The 14985-nt window shown below is 42.2% G+C and carries 14 protein-coding genes and 1 tRNA gene; 9 read left to right on the top strand and 6 right to left on the bottom strand.

Features of this window, described 5'->3' with window-relative positions; all coding sequences use genetic code 11:
- Positions 1–6: 6 nt before the first annotated feature.
- Positions 7–1056 (bottom strand): LLM class flavin-dependent oxidoreductase, encoded by a 1050-nt coding sequence (locus HWQ40_RS05355; RefSeq protein ID WP_292775421.1) that lies wholly within the window; start codon positions 1054–1056, stop codon positions 7–9.
- Positions 1057–1829: 773 nt separating this feature from the next.
- Between HWQ40_RS05355 and sfnG the strand changes: the two genes are divergently transcribed.
- The 3 genes from sfnG (at position 1830) to HWQ40_RS05340 (ending at position 5433) form a co-directional block, all read left to right on the top strand.
- Positions 1830–2927, top strand: coding sequence for a dimethylsulfone monooxygenase SfnG (sfnG, locus tag HWQ40_RS05350; RefSeq protein ID WP_292775420.1), 1098 nt, complete (start codon positions 1830–1832; stop codon positions 2925–2927).
- Positions 2928–3078: 151 nt separating this feature from the next.
- The gene (locus HWQ40_RS05345; RefSeq protein WP_292775419.1) at positions 3079–4287 is read left to right on the top strand and encodes an SfnB family sulfur acquisition oxidoreductase; all 1209 of its coding nucleotides are present in this window, start codon (positions 3079–3081) and stop codon (positions 4285–4287) included.
- Between the two features lie 93 nt (positions 4288–4380).
- The gene (locus HWQ40_RS05340) at positions 4381–5433 is read left to right on the top strand and encodes a hypothetical protein (protein ID WP_292775418.1); all 1053 of its coding nucleotides are present in this window, start codon (positions 4381–4383) and stop codon (positions 5431–5433) included.
- 79 nt (positions 5434–5512) lie between these two features.
- Here HWQ40_RS05340 and HWQ40_RS05335 read toward each other — a convergent pair whose 3' ends face one another.
- Complete coding sequence (locus HWQ40_RS05335) at positions 5513–7138, bottom strand: iron uptake porin (protein WP_292775416.1); 1626 nt, start codon at positions 7136–7138, stop codon at positions 5513–5515.
- Positions 7139–7791: 653 nt separating this feature from the next.
- On the opposite strand from HWQ40_RS05335, the gene HWQ40_RS05330 reads away from it, so the two are divergent.
- The 4 genes from HWQ40_RS05330 to HWQ40_RS05315 all read left to right on the top strand — a co-directional run bounded on the left by HWQ40_RS05330 (position 7792) and on the right by HWQ40_RS05315 (position 12148).
- On the top strand, positions 7792–8976 hold the full coding sequence (locus tag HWQ40_RS05330) for an acyl-CoA dehydrogenase family protein (protein WP_292775415.1): 1185 nt from the start codon (positions 7792–7794) through the stop codon (positions 8974–8976).
- Between the two features lie 13 nt (positions 8977–8989).
- A complete protein-coding gene (ssuD, locus tag HWQ40_RS05325) occupies positions 8990–10102 on the top strand; it encodes an FMNH2-dependent alkanesulfonate monooxygenase (RefSeq protein ID WP_292775413.1) in 1113 nt (370 codons plus the stop codon).
- 498 nt (positions 10103–10600) lie between these two features.
- Positions 10601–11641, top strand: a complete 1041-nt coding sequence (gene cobW, locus HWQ40_RS05320; protein ID WP_292775411.1) for a cobalamin biosynthesis protein CobW — start codon at positions 10601–10603, stop codon at positions 11639–11641.
- Between the two features lie 33 nt (positions 11642–11674).
- A complete protein-coding gene (locus HWQ40_RS05315) occupies positions 11675–12148 on the top strand; it encodes an ABA4-like family protein (RefSeq protein ID WP_292775409.1) in 474 nt (157 codons plus the stop codon).
- A 92-nt stretch (positions 12149–12240) separates the two neighbouring features.
- Here the strand turns inward: HWQ40_RS05315 and HWQ40_RS05310 are convergent, their stop codons facing one another.
- The 3 genes from HWQ40_RS05310 to HWQ40_RS05300 all read right to left on the bottom strand — a co-directional run bounded on the left by HWQ40_RS05310 (position 12241) and on the right by HWQ40_RS05300 (position 13421).
- Positions 12241–12456: an acetyltransferase gene (locus HWQ40_RS05310; protein ID WP_292731719.1), complete on the bottom strand. Its 216-nt coding sequence runs from the start codon at positions 12454–12456 to the stop codon at positions 12241–12243.
- A 279-nt stretch (positions 12457–12735) separates the two neighbouring features.
- Entirely contained in the window at positions 12736–13044 is a 309-nt protein-coding gene (locus HWQ40_RS05305; protein WP_289799595.1) for a DUF3181 family protein, read from the bottom strand.
- A gap of 119 nt (positions 13045–13163) precedes the next feature.
- Positions 13164–13421 (bottom strand): hypothetical protein, encoded by a 258-nt coding sequence (locus HWQ40_RS05300; RefSeq protein ID WP_292775407.1) that lies wholly within the window; start codon positions 13419–13421, stop codon positions 13164–13166.
- 124 nt (positions 13422–13545) lie between these two features.
- Between HWQ40_RS05300 and HWQ40_RS05295 the strand changes: the two genes are divergently transcribed.
- The gene (locus tag HWQ40_RS05295; RefSeq protein ID WP_292775406.1) at positions 13546–14238 is read left to right on the top strand and encodes a Uma2 family endonuclease; all 693 of its coding nucleotides are present in this window, start codon (positions 13546–13548) and stop codon (positions 14236–14238) included.
- 99 nt (positions 14239–14337) lie between these two features.
- Here the strand turns inward: HWQ40_RS05295 and moaC are convergent, their stop codons facing one another.
- Positions 14338–14847 (bottom strand): cyclic pyranopterin monophosphate synthase MoaC, encoded by a 510-nt coding sequence (gene moaC, locus HWQ40_RS05290; protein ID WP_292775405.1) that lies wholly within the window; start codon positions 14845–14847, stop codon positions 14338–14340.
- A 34-nt stretch (positions 14848–14881) separates the two neighbouring features.
- On the opposite strand from moaC, the gene HWQ40_RS05285 reads away from it, so the two are divergent.
- Positions 14882–14955: transfer RNA gene (locus HWQ40_RS05285), tRNA-Arg, on the top strand.
- Positions 14956–14985: the final 30 nt, after the last annotated feature.

Here is a 14985-nt window from a genome sequence, read left to right as displayed (position 1 = left end):
TTTTAATTACAAGGTAATTAAGCTACTCTGTTGTCTATATTCGGAAATAACTAGTTTGTGGAAGCGAATAGTGTCTTCCAACATAGATTCAAATTTCAGTACTATTAAGTCAACGCCAACGGCTTCGTATTCTTTCAGGCGGTTAATAACAGTATAGCGATCGCCAACCAGTTGAGCAGATAAACCGAGATTGGCTTCAATGGTTTGACTGATATCTAATTTGTTGTGGGCAACTACGTTAGGATCGATTTGCTCTTGAAAGTACTCGATCTGCTGCCAATCGGCAGAACGATAAATCGCTTCTAATCTGGCTTCGGCTAGGGCGGTATGTTCACCAACGATCGCAAACGCACTCATTGCTACTTTAATCTGACGCCCGTAGCGATCGCTAGCCAATCTTTTCACTTTCTGCACCAATGCTGCCGTTTTTTCTGGTTCATCAGCGTTGATAAATAGATAATCTCCCTGACGAGCCGCTAGGTTAATCGCCCGGTCTGATTCCCCAGCAATGAAAATCGGTGGTGTTAGTGTCGGCTGATCTGCGAGAATACCACCCTTAATAGTGTAGTATTTGCCAACATAATTAAAGCCTTCGACTGTCCACAACCCCTTGATTACATCAATGTACTCTTCTAATCGGGCGTAGCGATCGCTGTGAGGTAGCCAGATATCTCCATAGCTTTCTACTTCTAACTTCCACCAACCTGCAATACCACTAAGAGCAAATCTGCCGTTACTAAGCTGATTTTGAATGTTTGCACTCAAATTGGCAACTACCGCAGGCAGTTTAAAACCAGGTTGTACAGCCGCAACAATCTTGATATTCTTGGTGTTCAAACTTGCTAAAGCTGCTGTAATCCAAGCGTCAGCAACATTATAGTTAGGCCCATGAACTGCATTTAAGTAATGTTCAGGAATGTAATAGAAGTCATAACCTAACTCGTCTGCCTGAACTGCCAGCTTTACCAAATCTTGTGTGGATAAATTAGCTTCATGGTTGACAACCCGCAACCATCCACCACAGACCGGCGACCAAATTCCAAACTGAAGTGGCATAAATGTTTTTCCTGTACTTTTTTTTACGAGGCATTAGCTAAACTACGGTAACTACATCTTTTTACCGTGATTTAGTAGTTCACACTACCACATTTATTTCTGCTGTGTATAGTTGCAGATGACAGATGAGAAGCATTTATTTATCACGATATGGAATAGTATCGATACTTTGTCGAGTCCTGATTCCTGATTGCTCTGACTGAATCAGGATAATAGCCAACAAGTATAAAAAATAATTAAATACTCAGGAAAATTGGGCAATATTCCATTTTGGAATATGGAAATGGAATTTAAGTATATCGAGTCACGACATCAGAAAAATTGTTGTGATAAAGTCTAATCCATTCAGAACTACGGTAGTGCGATCGGCTTATGGTATATTACGACCATAAGAACCTGAAATTGTCTACTTGTAAACTCAGAGTAGTTTCCAACCGCTCTCAAGCTTTCGATTTTGACTAAAATTTTGCTCTATCAAATTTTAGCTGATTTGTTAGTTATGACAAATTCGGCCTTGTTACATCACTTGCAAACTTAGTTGAAGGATGCAGGAGGCAGGAACAGAAGGCAGGAGTATCCCACGCTTTCAAACGTGAGATTGAAGCAAGGATATTTTATATTTCACGCTCAAGTCTCGTATCAGTGTCTTCTTTTTAAACTGGGTTTTTGACCCAGAAATAAAGTTTTCATTCATACTTCTTTCCTCCTGCCTCCTGCCTTCTGCCTCCTGCCTTCTCCTATAACCAAGCAACTTCAATTACAAACACACAATTATGGTAGATATTAAGTTCGCGTACTGGATTCCCAACGTCAGCGGTGGGTTAGTTGTTAGTAAAATTCCCCAACGCACAGATTGGACTTACGAATATAATGCTCAACTAGCTCAGACGGCTGAAGAAGTTGGATTTGAATATGCTCTAGCACAAGCCAGATTTATCGCTAGCTATGGCGCTGAGTACCAGCTAGAGGCACTTACAACTGTTTCCGCTCTGGCTCCTGTCACCAAGAAATTGAAATTGATTGCAGCAGTTCACCCTGGATTGTGGCATCCGGGAGTAGTTGCCAAAATTGGTGCTAGCATTGATTTTCTCTCTAACGGCCGGTTTGCTCTGAATGTAGTTAGTGGTTGGTTCAAAGATGAATTCACTATATATGGTGAACATTGGTTAGAGCATGACGAACGCTATCGTCGTTCAGAAGAATTTATCCGCGTTCTCAAGGGTTTGTGGACTGAGGATGAATTTCACTTTAAGGGCGACTTTTACCGCATTAATGGCGGTTGGGTGAAGCCTAAACCAATTAATCAGAATCCCCACCCGGAGATATTCCAAGGTGGTAACTCCAAAGCAGCCAGGCGTATGGCTGGCCGCGTCTCTGATTGGTATTTCATGAATGGCAACACCATAGAAGGGGTGAAAGAGCAGATTGCAGAGGTGTCTGAATTAGCTCGTCAAGAAGGACGCACAATTAAGTTTGGTTTGAATTCCTTTATCATCGTGCGAGATACGGAAGCAGAAGCCCATGAAGTATTGCGCGATATTATTGCCCAAGCTGATGTAGAAGCCGTGAAAGGATTTGGCGAAGCGGTGAAACAGGCGGGATCTTCTACTCGTGAAGGTCAGGGAATGTGGGCGAATTCCAATTTTGAAGACTTGGTGCAGTATAACGATGGCTTCCGATCGGGCTTGATTGGCACGGCTGAACAAGTAGCTGAAAAGATTCGCCAGTTCCATGAAGCGGGAGTTGATCTAATTCTCGGTGGCTTCTTACACTACACAGATGATTTGCCTGCTTTTGGTAAGACAGTAATACCGATTGTGCGCGAACTTGAAGCCCATCGTCGGACAGCTGATGAGTTGGTTGTGGTTTAGATTAACAGCAACATACTTTGTAGGGGCGGGTTTTGTGGATTGAAGCTGTTCTAGATAACATCCCCAGTCCCCAGATCAAAGACAAATATTTCGCATTGTTTCATAGTAGTGGCGATTATGAGTCACTTAATCACAATCAAGGAGTTTTACCATGACATCAGTAATTAATACTGACCAGAAGGCGCATATTATTCGGGATGACAAAGAAGCGATCGCGATCGCTCACGAACTAGCAGCTGAGTTTGCTAAGGGAGACTCAGAGCGCGATCAAGAGCGGCGTTTGCCTGCTGAAGAGGTAGAAAAGTTTTCCCAGAGTGGATTGTGGGGAATTACAGTCCCGAAAGAGTATGGCGGTGCTTTTGTATCAAGTGCCACCCTGGCAGAAGTAGTTAAAATCATCTCCGAAGCTGATTCTAGCCTCGGTCAAATTCCCCAAAACCACCTCTACATGGTGGAAGCAGTCCGGTTGGATGGTACAGATGAGCAGAAGAAGTTCTTCTTTGATTTGGTTCTACAAGGTAAGCGCTTTGGTAACGCCTTTTCGGAAATTGGCACTAAGTCTGTCAACGATGTGCAGACAAAATTAACACCAGATGGATCTGACTTCTTACTCAACGGACGCAAATACTACTCTGCTGGGGCACTATTGGCACATTGGGTTCCTGTCATTGCCAGTAATCCAGATGGTAAGACAGTGGTGGCATTTGTCGAAAGAGATGCCGAAGGATTAACCCTACTTGATGATTGGACGAGCTTCGGACAGCGGACCACTGCTAGCGGCACTACCATTATTGAAAATGTGAAAGTTAAGGCAGAACATGTGATTCCGCACTATTTAGCCTTTGAAAGAGCTACTCCAATGGGTGCGATCGCGCAAATCATCCAAGCCGCCGTAGACGTGGGAATTGCTAAAGCCGCAGTCCGTGACACCATCCACTTCGTTCGCAAGCATACCCGCCCTTGGGTTGACAGCAATTTAGAAAAAGGTTACGAAGACCCTTTGACACTGTACAACTTAGGCAATGTCCAAATTCAGGTTCACGCTTCTGAAGCATTGCTGCGTCGTGCAGGCGAATTTCTTGACATCGCCAACGAGTCAGGCTTAGAAGAACCCAAGGTAGTTGAAGCATCGATCGCAGTTGCTGAAGCCAAAGCCTTAGCCACCGAAGCAGCATTACTAGCTACCAACAAATTGTTTGAACTAGCAGGTACTAAGTCCACATTGGAGGAATTCAACTACAATCGCCACTGGCGAAATGCCCGCGCTCACACACTCCACGATCCCGTGCGTTGGAAATACTACGCTGTTGGTAACTACTTCCTCAATGGTGTCTATCCCCCGCGCCATCCTTGGTTGTAATTGCAGCATTCTCTACTGGGGTGAAGCTTTCAGAATTAACATTTTCCAGAATGCTTTACCCCTGATAAATCCAACATTCTTTAAGTTGATATTATGAGCGTTGCAAACCCAACCCAGAGGCGGAGCATTTGGAAAAACCAGCCATTTAAGGGACTGCTTTTCATTGCTATAATTGCTGTCATTAGCTATCTTTTTGAACTCATATTTGGTCAAATTATTCAGCTGAATGTGGGCACAAAGTTGACTTACATCACGATATGCTTCGTCTGGTGGTGGCATCTAGGTTTTTCGCTCAACGGCTATCCAGGTTCTCGTTTTTCTCCTACCCGATTTGGACGAGGAACAGTAAATTTAGTAGTGCTATTGGCGCTAGTTTACATAACTGGAGAAGTTTGGAAATTAATCTCTGCAAAACCAATTCTTACTGATACACCTGTTGGCTTATGGGGACAAACAGCAATCATTGCCGCCGCCGCCAGTTTGTTCTTCTTTGACAACACGATTGTCACCACTGACGAAGTACGTAACTGGCATCCAGTGAGCGGCTTTCTCAATATCTTTTTTGCCATCTTCTTTATTGCCCCTGCCCTCACCTTTTTGCCACAAATGTGGGGACTTCAACCTTTTTACATCCCTTGGTATTGGTATCCTTGCTCGACAGTGTTCGGTAGTTTCTTTGAACGTTGGCCTTTAAACAAACTAGAACTAGGAATGCCACGTTTAGGTTTACTACATACAGGTATTATTTTGTTACTCACTCTGATTACAGAATTGTTCCTAAAACAGCTAGGACTAGATTTGTTTACAACAACGACAGGACCAACCTTTGCAGCTATTTGGACAACTGTTGGTTTAGGATTTGTTTGGCAATTCAATATGTGGCCTTTCACAGAGTTATCGCAGCCCACAAAAGGCATAGTTGCATCTGTTGCTAGCTTAATAATTTCGGTCTTATTCTACCTGGTGACAGTATCCCTGGTAGGTCAGGAAAATATTATCCAAGGGCTTTACTGGTGGTTTAATATCCTTTGGGTTCAAGTATTCTTAATGGCTCCGGGACTATACGACGGAATTAGTCTTTGGCAGGATGTACAGCCACTAGTTGAAGAACAACAACCCCTGACCTTGAATCGTGAAGGGCGTTAAAATAATTCGTAATTCGTAGTTAAGAATTACGAATTATTTGAATCAGCAACGCCAAAACTTGTAACGTTGCTGAGATTATCTAAAAGGTAAAGGTTGTTCTCACAGTGCCAATTACAGCATCCTGATTGTCATTGTTTTGAGCAGGAGCCGTGAGCCAAATTACGCCAGGGGTGATGGCAATGTTATCTGTAAGCTGATACTTGTAAAAGCCTTCAATATGTAAGGATAAATCGTTCGCAGGTGCAGGATTCCCACCCCGATAAGGCTCTGCACCCACAACAATACCACCAAGGTTTCCTTGCTTACCTAAATCTGGGAATGCCAATCCCAGAGCATAGTACCAAATATCTGCACTACCATTACCTGCCAGATTTTTGGCGTTAGTGTAGCCAAAGAACCCATTGACTGCAAATCGAGGACTAAATTTATAAAAAGCTTCTACCCCGTAGGAGTTGGTAATCATCCGCTGAAATGGGGTATTGGCTTGTTCTGTTCCGACAAGTGTAAAACCACTACCCAGGTCAAATATTCCTCCCCGATTTTGGTAGGCATTTATGTATGTCAAACCAATACCAGAGTTCTTGTTGGGGTTCCATGCTATTTGTCCAAATGCGCTGTATTGACCATTAAAAAAACCGCTATCTGGCTGAGGATTGGCATGATCTCCTGCTAAGTAACCCAAGCTCAATACCAATTGGTCATTGAGTTTGTAATTGATTCCTCCACCAGCGCCACCACCAATTCTATAGATAGGACTAGAAGAGGCAAATTCTGTCAAAGCGCGACCACCACCTGTGGCACTATCTAAATAGGGACTGAGAGTGGGAATGTAATCAAAAAATACTCCGTTTACTGCTCCTATATAGGCCTCTATTTTGTCTCCAATCGGGAAGTAATAAGAGAGCCAATCGAGAGAAGTATTGTTGTTACCTGGAGACAGATTAAAGGTTTGAAGTCCTTCTGCTGTACCGTCTGGTAGCCTTAAGGTACTGGCGTTTCCAGAAGTTAAACGGACGTATAGACTATCTCTACCTGTAAAACTACTTTTGAAAACGAGGCGGACTCTATCTTGAAAAACTGTGTTGCTACCATTAACTGAGCCACTGAAGGCATTTGTGACGGCAAAGATGGCTTCTCCTACTAGCTTTGTTGTTGTAGAAAACTGATTGGCTTCTAGTTCCGCAGTCCGAGCTTCTAAACTATCAACGCGACCTCGTAAAGTTGCTAGTTCAGTAGTAAATTCTTCTTGCAGTCTTTGTAGGGTAGTTAAGTCTTCTTTGGTAACTAAGTCAGATGTAGCTGTTGCAATTAGCTCGTTAATCCGAGATAAACAAGCATTTAAGCCTGCTGCAAATTCATAGCGAGTAATGGCGCGGTTTCCTCGATAAGTACTATTTGGATAACCTGCAATACATCCATAACGCTCAACTAAAGACTGGAGTGCGCCAAATGCCCAATCTGTTGGCTGTACATCTGAAAACTGAGATACAGATGTTACCTGAGACATACTGTTTGTCTCTTGGACACTTACATTACTATTTATTGGAGGAATTTTAGGGGTTTGTGTGATGCTTGTTTCCGAAAAATTAGTCCCAGTCACAGTAACTAAATTCCTGTCCTCAGCATAAGCTGATGTACTGGCTAGTAAAGTAGTCCCCAAAATCATCGATTCCATAAATAAATTATGAAATGAACGATTGAACATTTCTATCACTCCTCATATTTTTGGTTGCAAAAATCTAATGTAAGTAATCAGCATTTCGGTGATTTGTCAAGCTGGAAGTTCATGATTAGCCAAGATAAATGTTGAATTACTCTAACGCGCGAAAGTTTTCACCAATATCGCTAAACTTCCAGATATATCAGTGAGTTTCTAGCGTTTTAATCTGCATATTTCAGTGTAGACAAGACTTGTTTTCACAAAAATAAAAGCCTTCCAGAAGCTGCTCTATTTGCTTAGATAATGTCTATCTATCTGTAAAAATAATATTGCACTTTTACAGAATAGTCTTAATTTTTCGCCGATTAGCTAGAAACTACTATTTACCTATCGGGTTAAAGTTGATTAGTGAGTTTAGTTTAATAATATTGCATATATGGTTTATAAAAACAAGCAAATTAAAAAAAATATCAAAAAATAAATTTTTACTTTGCTTTCAATAAAATATGTTTTTATGCTGTACTAACGGTCTATAAAATTAGAAAAAATATTTTTATTTACACTTGATTTACTGGATAGTATATGTAATACTAGTTTTATCGTAAAAAGATAGTCCTAAAAACTTATTCTGAATCTATTTATTTTATAAAAATTATATTTAATACTCAAAAAAATATTTGCAGGAGAAGTTGCAAAATATGCAATTAATCAAAACTAAAGAGTCTCAAAATTATCTTGATATAGCTAAGTCTTTAGCAAAGGAATTTGCTGCTACTGCTGTAGCACGAGATGCAAAAGGGGGAACACCAAAGCATGAACGCGATCGCTTGCGCCAAAGCAACTTGCTGAAACTGATCGTACCCACAGAGTACGGCGGTTTAGGAGAAAGCTGGATTACCGTTCTGCAAATTACCCGCGAGTTTGCCAAGGTTGATAGTTCTATTGCTCACGTCTTTTCTTACCATCATCTAGGTGTAGTAGTTCCTCACATCTTTGGTTCGGTAGAGCAGAAACAGCGATATTATTCAGAAACTATTCACAACAATTGGTTTTGGTGCAATGCCCTCAACCCTTTAGATAAAAGAACTATTTTGACACCGGAAAGTAATTATTTCCGTCTTAACGGCATCAAAAGCTTTTGCTCTGGCTCCCACGATTCGGATATATTACCGATCACTGCTACTGATCAAGAAACTGGTGAATTGAGTATTTTGGTAATTCCCACCCAAAGGCAAGGCGTTACTGTTCATCATGATTGGGATAATATGGGGCAACGCCAAACAGACAGTGGTAGTGTGACATTTGAAAATGTGCTGGTGTACCCTGACGAAATTCTTGGTAGTAGAGATAAACCCAGTCATCCCTTCAGTACTATTCGCGCCTGCTTAACTCAATTGAATCTTGCTAATATCTACTTGGGAATTGCACAAGGAGCATTTGAAGCTGCTAAAACGTATACTGGCACTAACACAAAACCTTGGCTGACATCAGGTGTAGAAAGTGCAACCCAAGATCGACACATTATCCAGCATTACGGCAATATATGGGTTGATCTTCAGGCAACCACTTGTCTGGTTGACCAGGCAGGAGAATTACTACAAACAGCTTGGGAGCAGGAATGGTCACTCACCGCAGAACAACGGGGAGAATGTGCGCTGTTTATCGCTACAGCCAAAGTCGTCGCGACTAGAGTCGGCTTAGACATCACCAACCGCATCTTTGAAGTTATGGGCGCACGCGCTACTAATGCCAAATATGGTTTTGACCGCTATTGGCGTAATCTCCGCACGTTCACTCTCCACGATCCAGTGGATTACAAAATCCAAGATATAGGAAATTGGGCGTTAAACGATCAACTGCCAAAACCCAACTTTTACTCTTAGAAGGACAAGACTGATGCAGCTATTATGGTTTATCCCAACCCACGGCGACGGACGTTACTTGGGAACCGCGACAGGCGGGCGGGCAGTGAATTTTGCCTATCTGCGGCAAATAGCTCAAGCCGTGGATGATCTTGGTTTTACAGGGGCGTTACTACCTACAGGTCGCTCTTGTGAAGATGCTTGGATTGTAGCATCAACATTAGTGTCACTAACGCGACAAATGCGTTTTTTGGTGGCAATTCGTCCGGGATTAGTATCGCCGGGAGTGGCGGCACGGATGGCGGCGACTTTTGATCGCCTCTCTGGCGGACGCTTACTAATTAATGTGGTGACAGGTGGTGATCCAGTGGAGTTGGCAGGAGATGGGTTGCATTTGGATCACGACCAGCGTTATGAATTAACAGATGAATTTTTGACAGTATGGCGAGCGATCTCTAGTGGTGAATTAGCCAATTTCCAAGGCGACTATCTGAATATTCAAGATGGGAAGCTACTGTTTCCCCCAGTACAAAAGCCCCATCCACCATTGTGGTTTGGTGGTTCATCGCCCATTGCCCAAAATATTGCCGCTAAACACGTAGATGTATACTTAACTTGGGGCGAAGCACCCGCGCAAGTAGCAGAGAAGATTGCAACCGTTCGGAGATTGGCAGAAGCAGAAGGTAGGACTTTACAGTTTGGCATTCGCTTACATGTAATTGTGCGGGAAACTGAAAGTGAAGCTTGGGATGCAGCCAATCAATTGATTCGGTATGTCGATGATGAAGCGATATCCAAAGCTCAAAAAGCTTATGCCCGGATGGATTCAGTTGGACAACGGCGAATGACTCAACTGCATCATGGCGATCGTGAAGCATTAGAGATTAGCCCAAATCTGTGGGCTGGGGTGGGTTTGGTGCGGGGTGGTGCAGGAACTGCCCTAGTAGGCGATCCCCAAACTGTTGCTAACAGAATCTTGGAATATGCTTCTTTAGGTATTGATTCCTTTATTCTCTCCGGTTATCCTCACCTAGAAGAAGCTTATCGAGTCGCCGAACTACTATTTTCCTATCTGCCATTGGATAATCTGCCACAAGTCGAACAGCAACACGTCTTAAGTCCATTTGGCGAGATTGTCGCTAATTAGATGCCTAAGGCAGGAAGTCACCCCCCTGACCAAACAAAAAAAGGATACAAGTCCCTGAATTTATTTATAGAAAAGAAAAAATGCAAAGCAACATTAATTCAAGCCCCCAGATTTATCCGTGGGGTCTTCAATTTTAAATTTTGAATTTTGAATTTTGAATTCCCCGCAGGGGTGTTAGATAGGATATCTGCCAGCTTGGTGTAAGCATAACTGTTTTTGGCATCCCGTTCAATGAAACTCCGTCAAATATTAGCGGCTTCTTCATAATTTTTCACTTCTTCGGCAGACGTCGCTTTTTGTTCCAACTCCTCTACCGTTTGTGCCACCTGATTTGAAGAGTTAAAGCCAAACCTAAACTCAACAATAACGGCAATATTTTCAGGTTTACCATAGACTTTCAGCTTAAAATAACTAAGTCAATCTTCAAACCAAGCTTAATCTCAGTATTTAAGTTTGTAACCCCTAAAACTTACCATACTGGGTAAATCAGGCAAAAATATGGCTACGAAAATTCCTGTCACAGTGATCACAGGCTTCTTAGGTAGTGGAAAAACCAGCCTAATTCGCCACCTGCTACAAAACAACCAAGGACGGCGCATTGCCGTTTTAGTCAATGAATTTGGCGAACTCGGTATTGACGGCGAATTATTGAAATCCTGTCAAATTTGTCCCGAAGATGGTGAGGGTGACACTAATATCTTTGAATTAACCAACGGCTGCTTATGCTGCACCGTGCAGGAAGAGTTTTACCCGACGATGCAAGAGTTAATTAAGCGGCGAGATAGCATCGACTGCATTTTGATTGAAACCTCTGGTTTAGCTTTGCCGAAACCACTAATAAAAGCTTTTCGTTGGCAGGAAATTCGCAACGCCGCCACTGTGGATGCCGTGATTACGTTAGTAGATTGTGCGGCGGTAGCAGCCGGGATATTTGCTAGCGATCCAGAAGCGATCGCAGCCCAGCGACAAGCAGATGATAATCTAGAACACGAAACACCCTTGCAAGAACTGTTTGAAGACCAACTTGCTTGTGCAGACTTGGTAGTGTTAAATAAAATTGACTTGGTAGATGCCCAGACAAAAGCCAGAGTTGAGGACTTGATTAAGCAAGAGTTGCCCAGAGTGGTGAAGATTGTCGAGAGCGACCGTTCTCAACTAGACGCATCTATATTATTAGGATTCCAAGGCGCAGTCGAAGACAATTTAGATTCTCGTCCTAGTCATCATGATACTGAAGAAGACCACAATCACGACGAAGAAATTACTTCAGCTAATCTAATTTTGGATCGTGCATTTGACCCAGAAAAGCTGCAACAGCAGTTGCAAACATTGGTACAACAACAAGAAATTTACCGGATTAAAGGCTTTGTAGCAGTGCCAAATAAATCCATGCGCCTAGTGATGCAAGGCGTAGGAAACCGATTTGATAAATTTTACGATCGCCCCTGGAAACCAGAAGAGGCTAGGCAAACGCGCTTAGTTTTCATCGGACGTGATTTGAAGTCTTCAGAAATTGAATCACAGCTTGTAGCTTTATAAGTCTTAAACCCTCACCCTTCAATTTACATAGATATGACGATTTCTCAACTATTTAACGTTGCCAACCTTTTCGTATTGCCATTTTGGGCGTTGATGATTTTATTGCCTAACTGGAAAGTTACACGACAGATAATGTCATCATATTTACCCTTTGTGCTCTTAGCTGGGGCATATTTGTATTTATTTATCAACAGCATTACCCCAGAAAATGCTCAAGCTTTATCGAATCCTCAATTAGCTGATATTGCACGGTTTTTTGCAGATGAAACAGCTGCGGCAACAGGTTGGATTCATTTTTTAGTGATGGATTTATTTGTCGGTCGCTGGATTTATTGGGAAGGACAGAAAACAGGTGTTTGGACAATTCACTCTCTGGCTTTATCTTTGTTCGCTGGGCCTTTGGGATTACTGTCTCACATTTTAACTGACTGGATTACTAAGAGATTTTTCCCAAAGTTTCAGCAGAATGAAAAGGCAACATTAGCAGAACAAGAAGTAATCAACTAGCACATAGTAATAGGGGCGCACAGATGTATGCCCCTACTATTGATAATTGCTAATAGTTTACTTCGATTAGCAATTATCTGATTTTAAAATCATTAACCGTTGCCGTGTCTATAGTCAGCATCTATCCAGCAGCGTGGTAGAACTTCACCTGAAGGAAAAACGAGATTTTGTTTTTTAAAAGTTTCAGGTTGCTGTTCTTCTTGACCTTCTTGGTCTTTTGCCTGAACAACATCAGTATTCGGGTCAATTAATTCCTGAATTTCAACAATTTTTACCAATTCGCCACTATCTTTGACTTGTAAAAGCATAGAAATTGCCTCAATAAATTTGCATGAAGTCGGCAGTGATTCTCAAGATATACTCACTCACCTCTCAACCGATTTAGAAGGTCGAGATTCCTTAACTGTTAAAGGACATTTTTACCAAATATAAACACATAAATTACACTAAATTCATCTATGTGTCTGTGTGGTTTTTATCTTTATAAGATTGACACAAGAAATTAATCCTCAATTCAGCATTTCAAGTCTAATCAGGGAATACTGACCGAGAAAATTGTCTAATTCAAATAATCTTGGTTGTAGAGATTAGATTTCGCGTTGATATTTTTCTAAAATATCAACTAATGTTACTTGGCATTGCAGTGGCAGTAAATCACTCAAAGGAAGTTCGCTTCTACCACCACCAATTTTTACTGTAATTGATTTCAAGACTTTTAAAACTTGATCTTCACTTACATTGTTGGAAGTAATTAAAGGATACAACTGTTCAGCAACAAGGGTGTGCAGTTTGGCATTAGATAAATAAAGATGCCATTTGGCAATGTCTATGTAGACATTTTCGCCAATTTCAGCTGCTAGGGCTTCCAGTAGTTCTGTGGTGTTAGTCTTTGCCATAAAAATAACCCTACGTTAAGAAAGAGTGCGAAATCTCAGGCTTTTTTACATTATCGTTCAATTAATAGGCTGATTCTACTACCACAGGTTACAATCGCCCCAGCATCAGCAGTCCGTCTTCAGGTGGATTTAGGTGGAGTTTCGCTGTAATTAGCGATCGCACTAATATAAATCAGATGCACTAATACTATTCCTGTCCAACTTGCAGTCAACAACGGCAGCCAGTCCCAGGTAGTGCTTTTCAAGATGTGAAAAAACCATAAGCCAGAATTAATCATAGCAGCGATCGCTACATGCATGGCAAAATTCATCCGGTCATCAATCTTGCGGTAATCAGGGTCTTTGCGATCGGGTTTGCGAGGCCAACGAGGAGGCATAAATATTTGTTACAGATTTAAATACACCCTACTCATTCTAAGGTTTTTGGTGCAGTCGTTGCTATTAGACTTCTAGAAACAGTCATAATTAAATTGGAAGTTAAGAGCCGCTGGGTTAAATCCGATGACGATCTTTGAGCAAATAGACCCCGATCTCCTCTATCCAGATAGCGACGGCAAACCAATGGCAGACAATACAGAGCAATATCGTTGGATTGTCTTGATTAAGGAGAATTTAGAGATTCTGTTTGCTAATAATGACAATGTTTTGATTGCAGGAGATTTGCTCTGGTATCCCGTCCGTTCTCGGCTGATTACACCGACTGCACCTGATGTGATGGTTGTCTTCGGTAGACCAAAGGGAAAACGTCGTTCCTATCGTCAGTGGCAAGAAGATAATATTCCACCACAAGTAGTCTTTGAGATTCTTTCTTATAGTAATGATACCAAGGAGATGGAGCGTAAGCTGGAATTTTACGATACTTATGGTGTTGAAGAATACTACTTATACGACCCTGAAAGTTTTCAACTAGATGCCTGGGTGCGGCAAAACAACCATTTGAATAAGCTATGGCAAATGGATGGTTGGTTCAGTCCTCGCTTAGGAATTAGATTTCAAACGGGCCTTGGAGAGTTAGTAATTTACCGTCCAGATGGACAGAGATTTTTGAATTCCTTGGAACTCAATCAACGGGTAGAACAGGCTGAGTTATTGCTAGAACAAGAACGTCAACGCGCTGAACAAGAACGCCAACGCGCTGAACAGTTAGCAGCATATTTGCGTAATCTCGGCATTGATCCTGATAATCTTCCATAACTGGGGACTGGGGAGCAGGGAACAGGGAAAAATTCCTCTCCTCTGCACCCTTCCCCCTGCCCCTCTGCCTCTTGTGTCAATACCCCAAAATAGTGTAGATTATTGCTCTGTCGGTGAATAATCTGCTGATTTCCCGCCACTCTTACTAATTAAACAAATTGATTCAATTTGAATCGACTTTTCTAAGGCTTTTGCCATATCGTATAAAGTCAGGGCAGCTACAGAAACGGCAGTTAAGGCTTCCATCTCTACACCCGTTTCAGCTTTGGTTTTGACTGTGGCTTGAATTTGATAACCCGGTAGTTGGGGATTGGGTATGATCTCCACTGCGATTTTTTGCAAAGGCAACGGATGACACAGGGGAATTAAAGTGGCTGTTTGCTTGGCTGCCATAATTCCAGCCAATCTTGCAGTTGCCAACACATCCCCTTTTGGGACATTTCCGGCTTGAATAGCAGCGAAAGTGGCTGGCAGCATTCGCACCTTAGCCGCTGCTACTGCTTGGCGAATGGTGGGTGCTTTATCAGATACATCCACCATCTGTGCCTGTCCTTGGCGATCTAGATGGGTTAAGTTGGCAAAATTAGCTGGAAAATTATCTTGTGCCATTTGGTTAGAACGTGTTAATATAGATTGTCGGTGAGGGCGTGTAGCTCAGTGGACTAGAGCACGTGGCTACGGACCACGGTGTCGGGGGTTCGAATCCCTCCTCGCCCGTTTTCAAAAAGTTAAGAGTTGAAAGTTAGG

This window comes from Nostoc sp. NMS9, assembly GCF_017114995.1.
GTDB lineage: Bacteria > Cyanobacteriota > Cyanobacteriia > Cyanobacteriales > Nostocaceae > Nostoc.
Note: the sequence above shows the minus strand (reverse complement) of the source record. Positions and strands in the feature narration are given on the sequence as shown.

Bases quoted from the DNA above. Each gene is read 5' to 3' on its own strand.
- HWQ40_RS05355 (WP_292775421.1), bottom strand. From the start codon at position 1,056: ATGCCACTTCAGTTTGGAATTTGGTCGCCGGTCTGTGGTGGATGGTTG.
- sfnG (WP_292775420.1), top strand. From the start codon at position 1,830: ATGGTAGATATTAAGTTCGCGTACTGGATTCCCAACGTCAGCGGTGGG.
- HWQ40_RS05345 (WP_292775419.1), top strand. From the start codon at position 3,079: ATGACATCAGTAATTAATACTGACCAGAAGGCGCATATTATTCGGGAT.
- HWQ40_RS05340 (WP_292775418.1), top strand. From the start codon at position 4,381: ATGAGCGTTGCAAACCCAACCCAGAGGCGGAGCATTTGGAAAAACCAG.
- HWQ40_RS05335 (WP_292775416.1), bottom strand. From the start codon at position 7,138: ATGTTCAATCGTTCATTTCATAATTTATTTATGGAATCGATGATTTTG.
- HWQ40_RS05330 (WP_292775415.1), top strand. From the start codon at position 7,792: ATGCAATTAATCAAAACTAAAGAGTCTCAAAATTATCTTGATATAGCT.
- ssuD (WP_292775413.1), top strand. From the start codon at position 8,990: ATGCAGCTATTATGGTTTATCCCAACCCACGGCGACGGACGTTACTTG.
- cobW (WP_292775411.1), top strand. From the start codon at position 10,601: ATGGCTACGAAAATTCCTGTCACAGTGATCACAGGCTTCTTAGGTAGT.
- HWQ40_RS05315 (WP_292775409.1), top strand. From the start codon at position 11,675: ATGACGATTTCTCAACTATTTAACGTTGCCAACCTTTTCGTATTGCCA.
- HWQ40_RS05310 (WP_292731719.1), bottom strand. From the start codon at position 12,456: ATGCTTTTACAAGTCAAAGATAGTGGCGAATTGGTAAAAATTGTTGAA.
- HWQ40_RS05305 (WP_289799595.1), bottom strand. From the start codon at position 13,044: ATGGCAAAGACTAACACCACAGAACTACTGGAAGCCCTAGCAGCTGAA.
- HWQ40_RS05300 (WP_292775407.1), bottom strand. From the start codon at position 13,421: ATGCCTCCTCGTTGGCCTCGCAAACCCGATCGCAAAGACCCTGATTAC.
- HWQ40_RS05295 (WP_292775406.1), top strand. From the start codon at position 13,546: ATGACGATCTTTGAGCAAATAGACCCCGATCTCCTCTATCCAGATAGC.
- moaC (WP_292775405.1), bottom strand. From the start codon at position 14,847: ATGGCACAAGATAATTTTCCAGCTAATTTTGCCAACTTAACCCATCTA.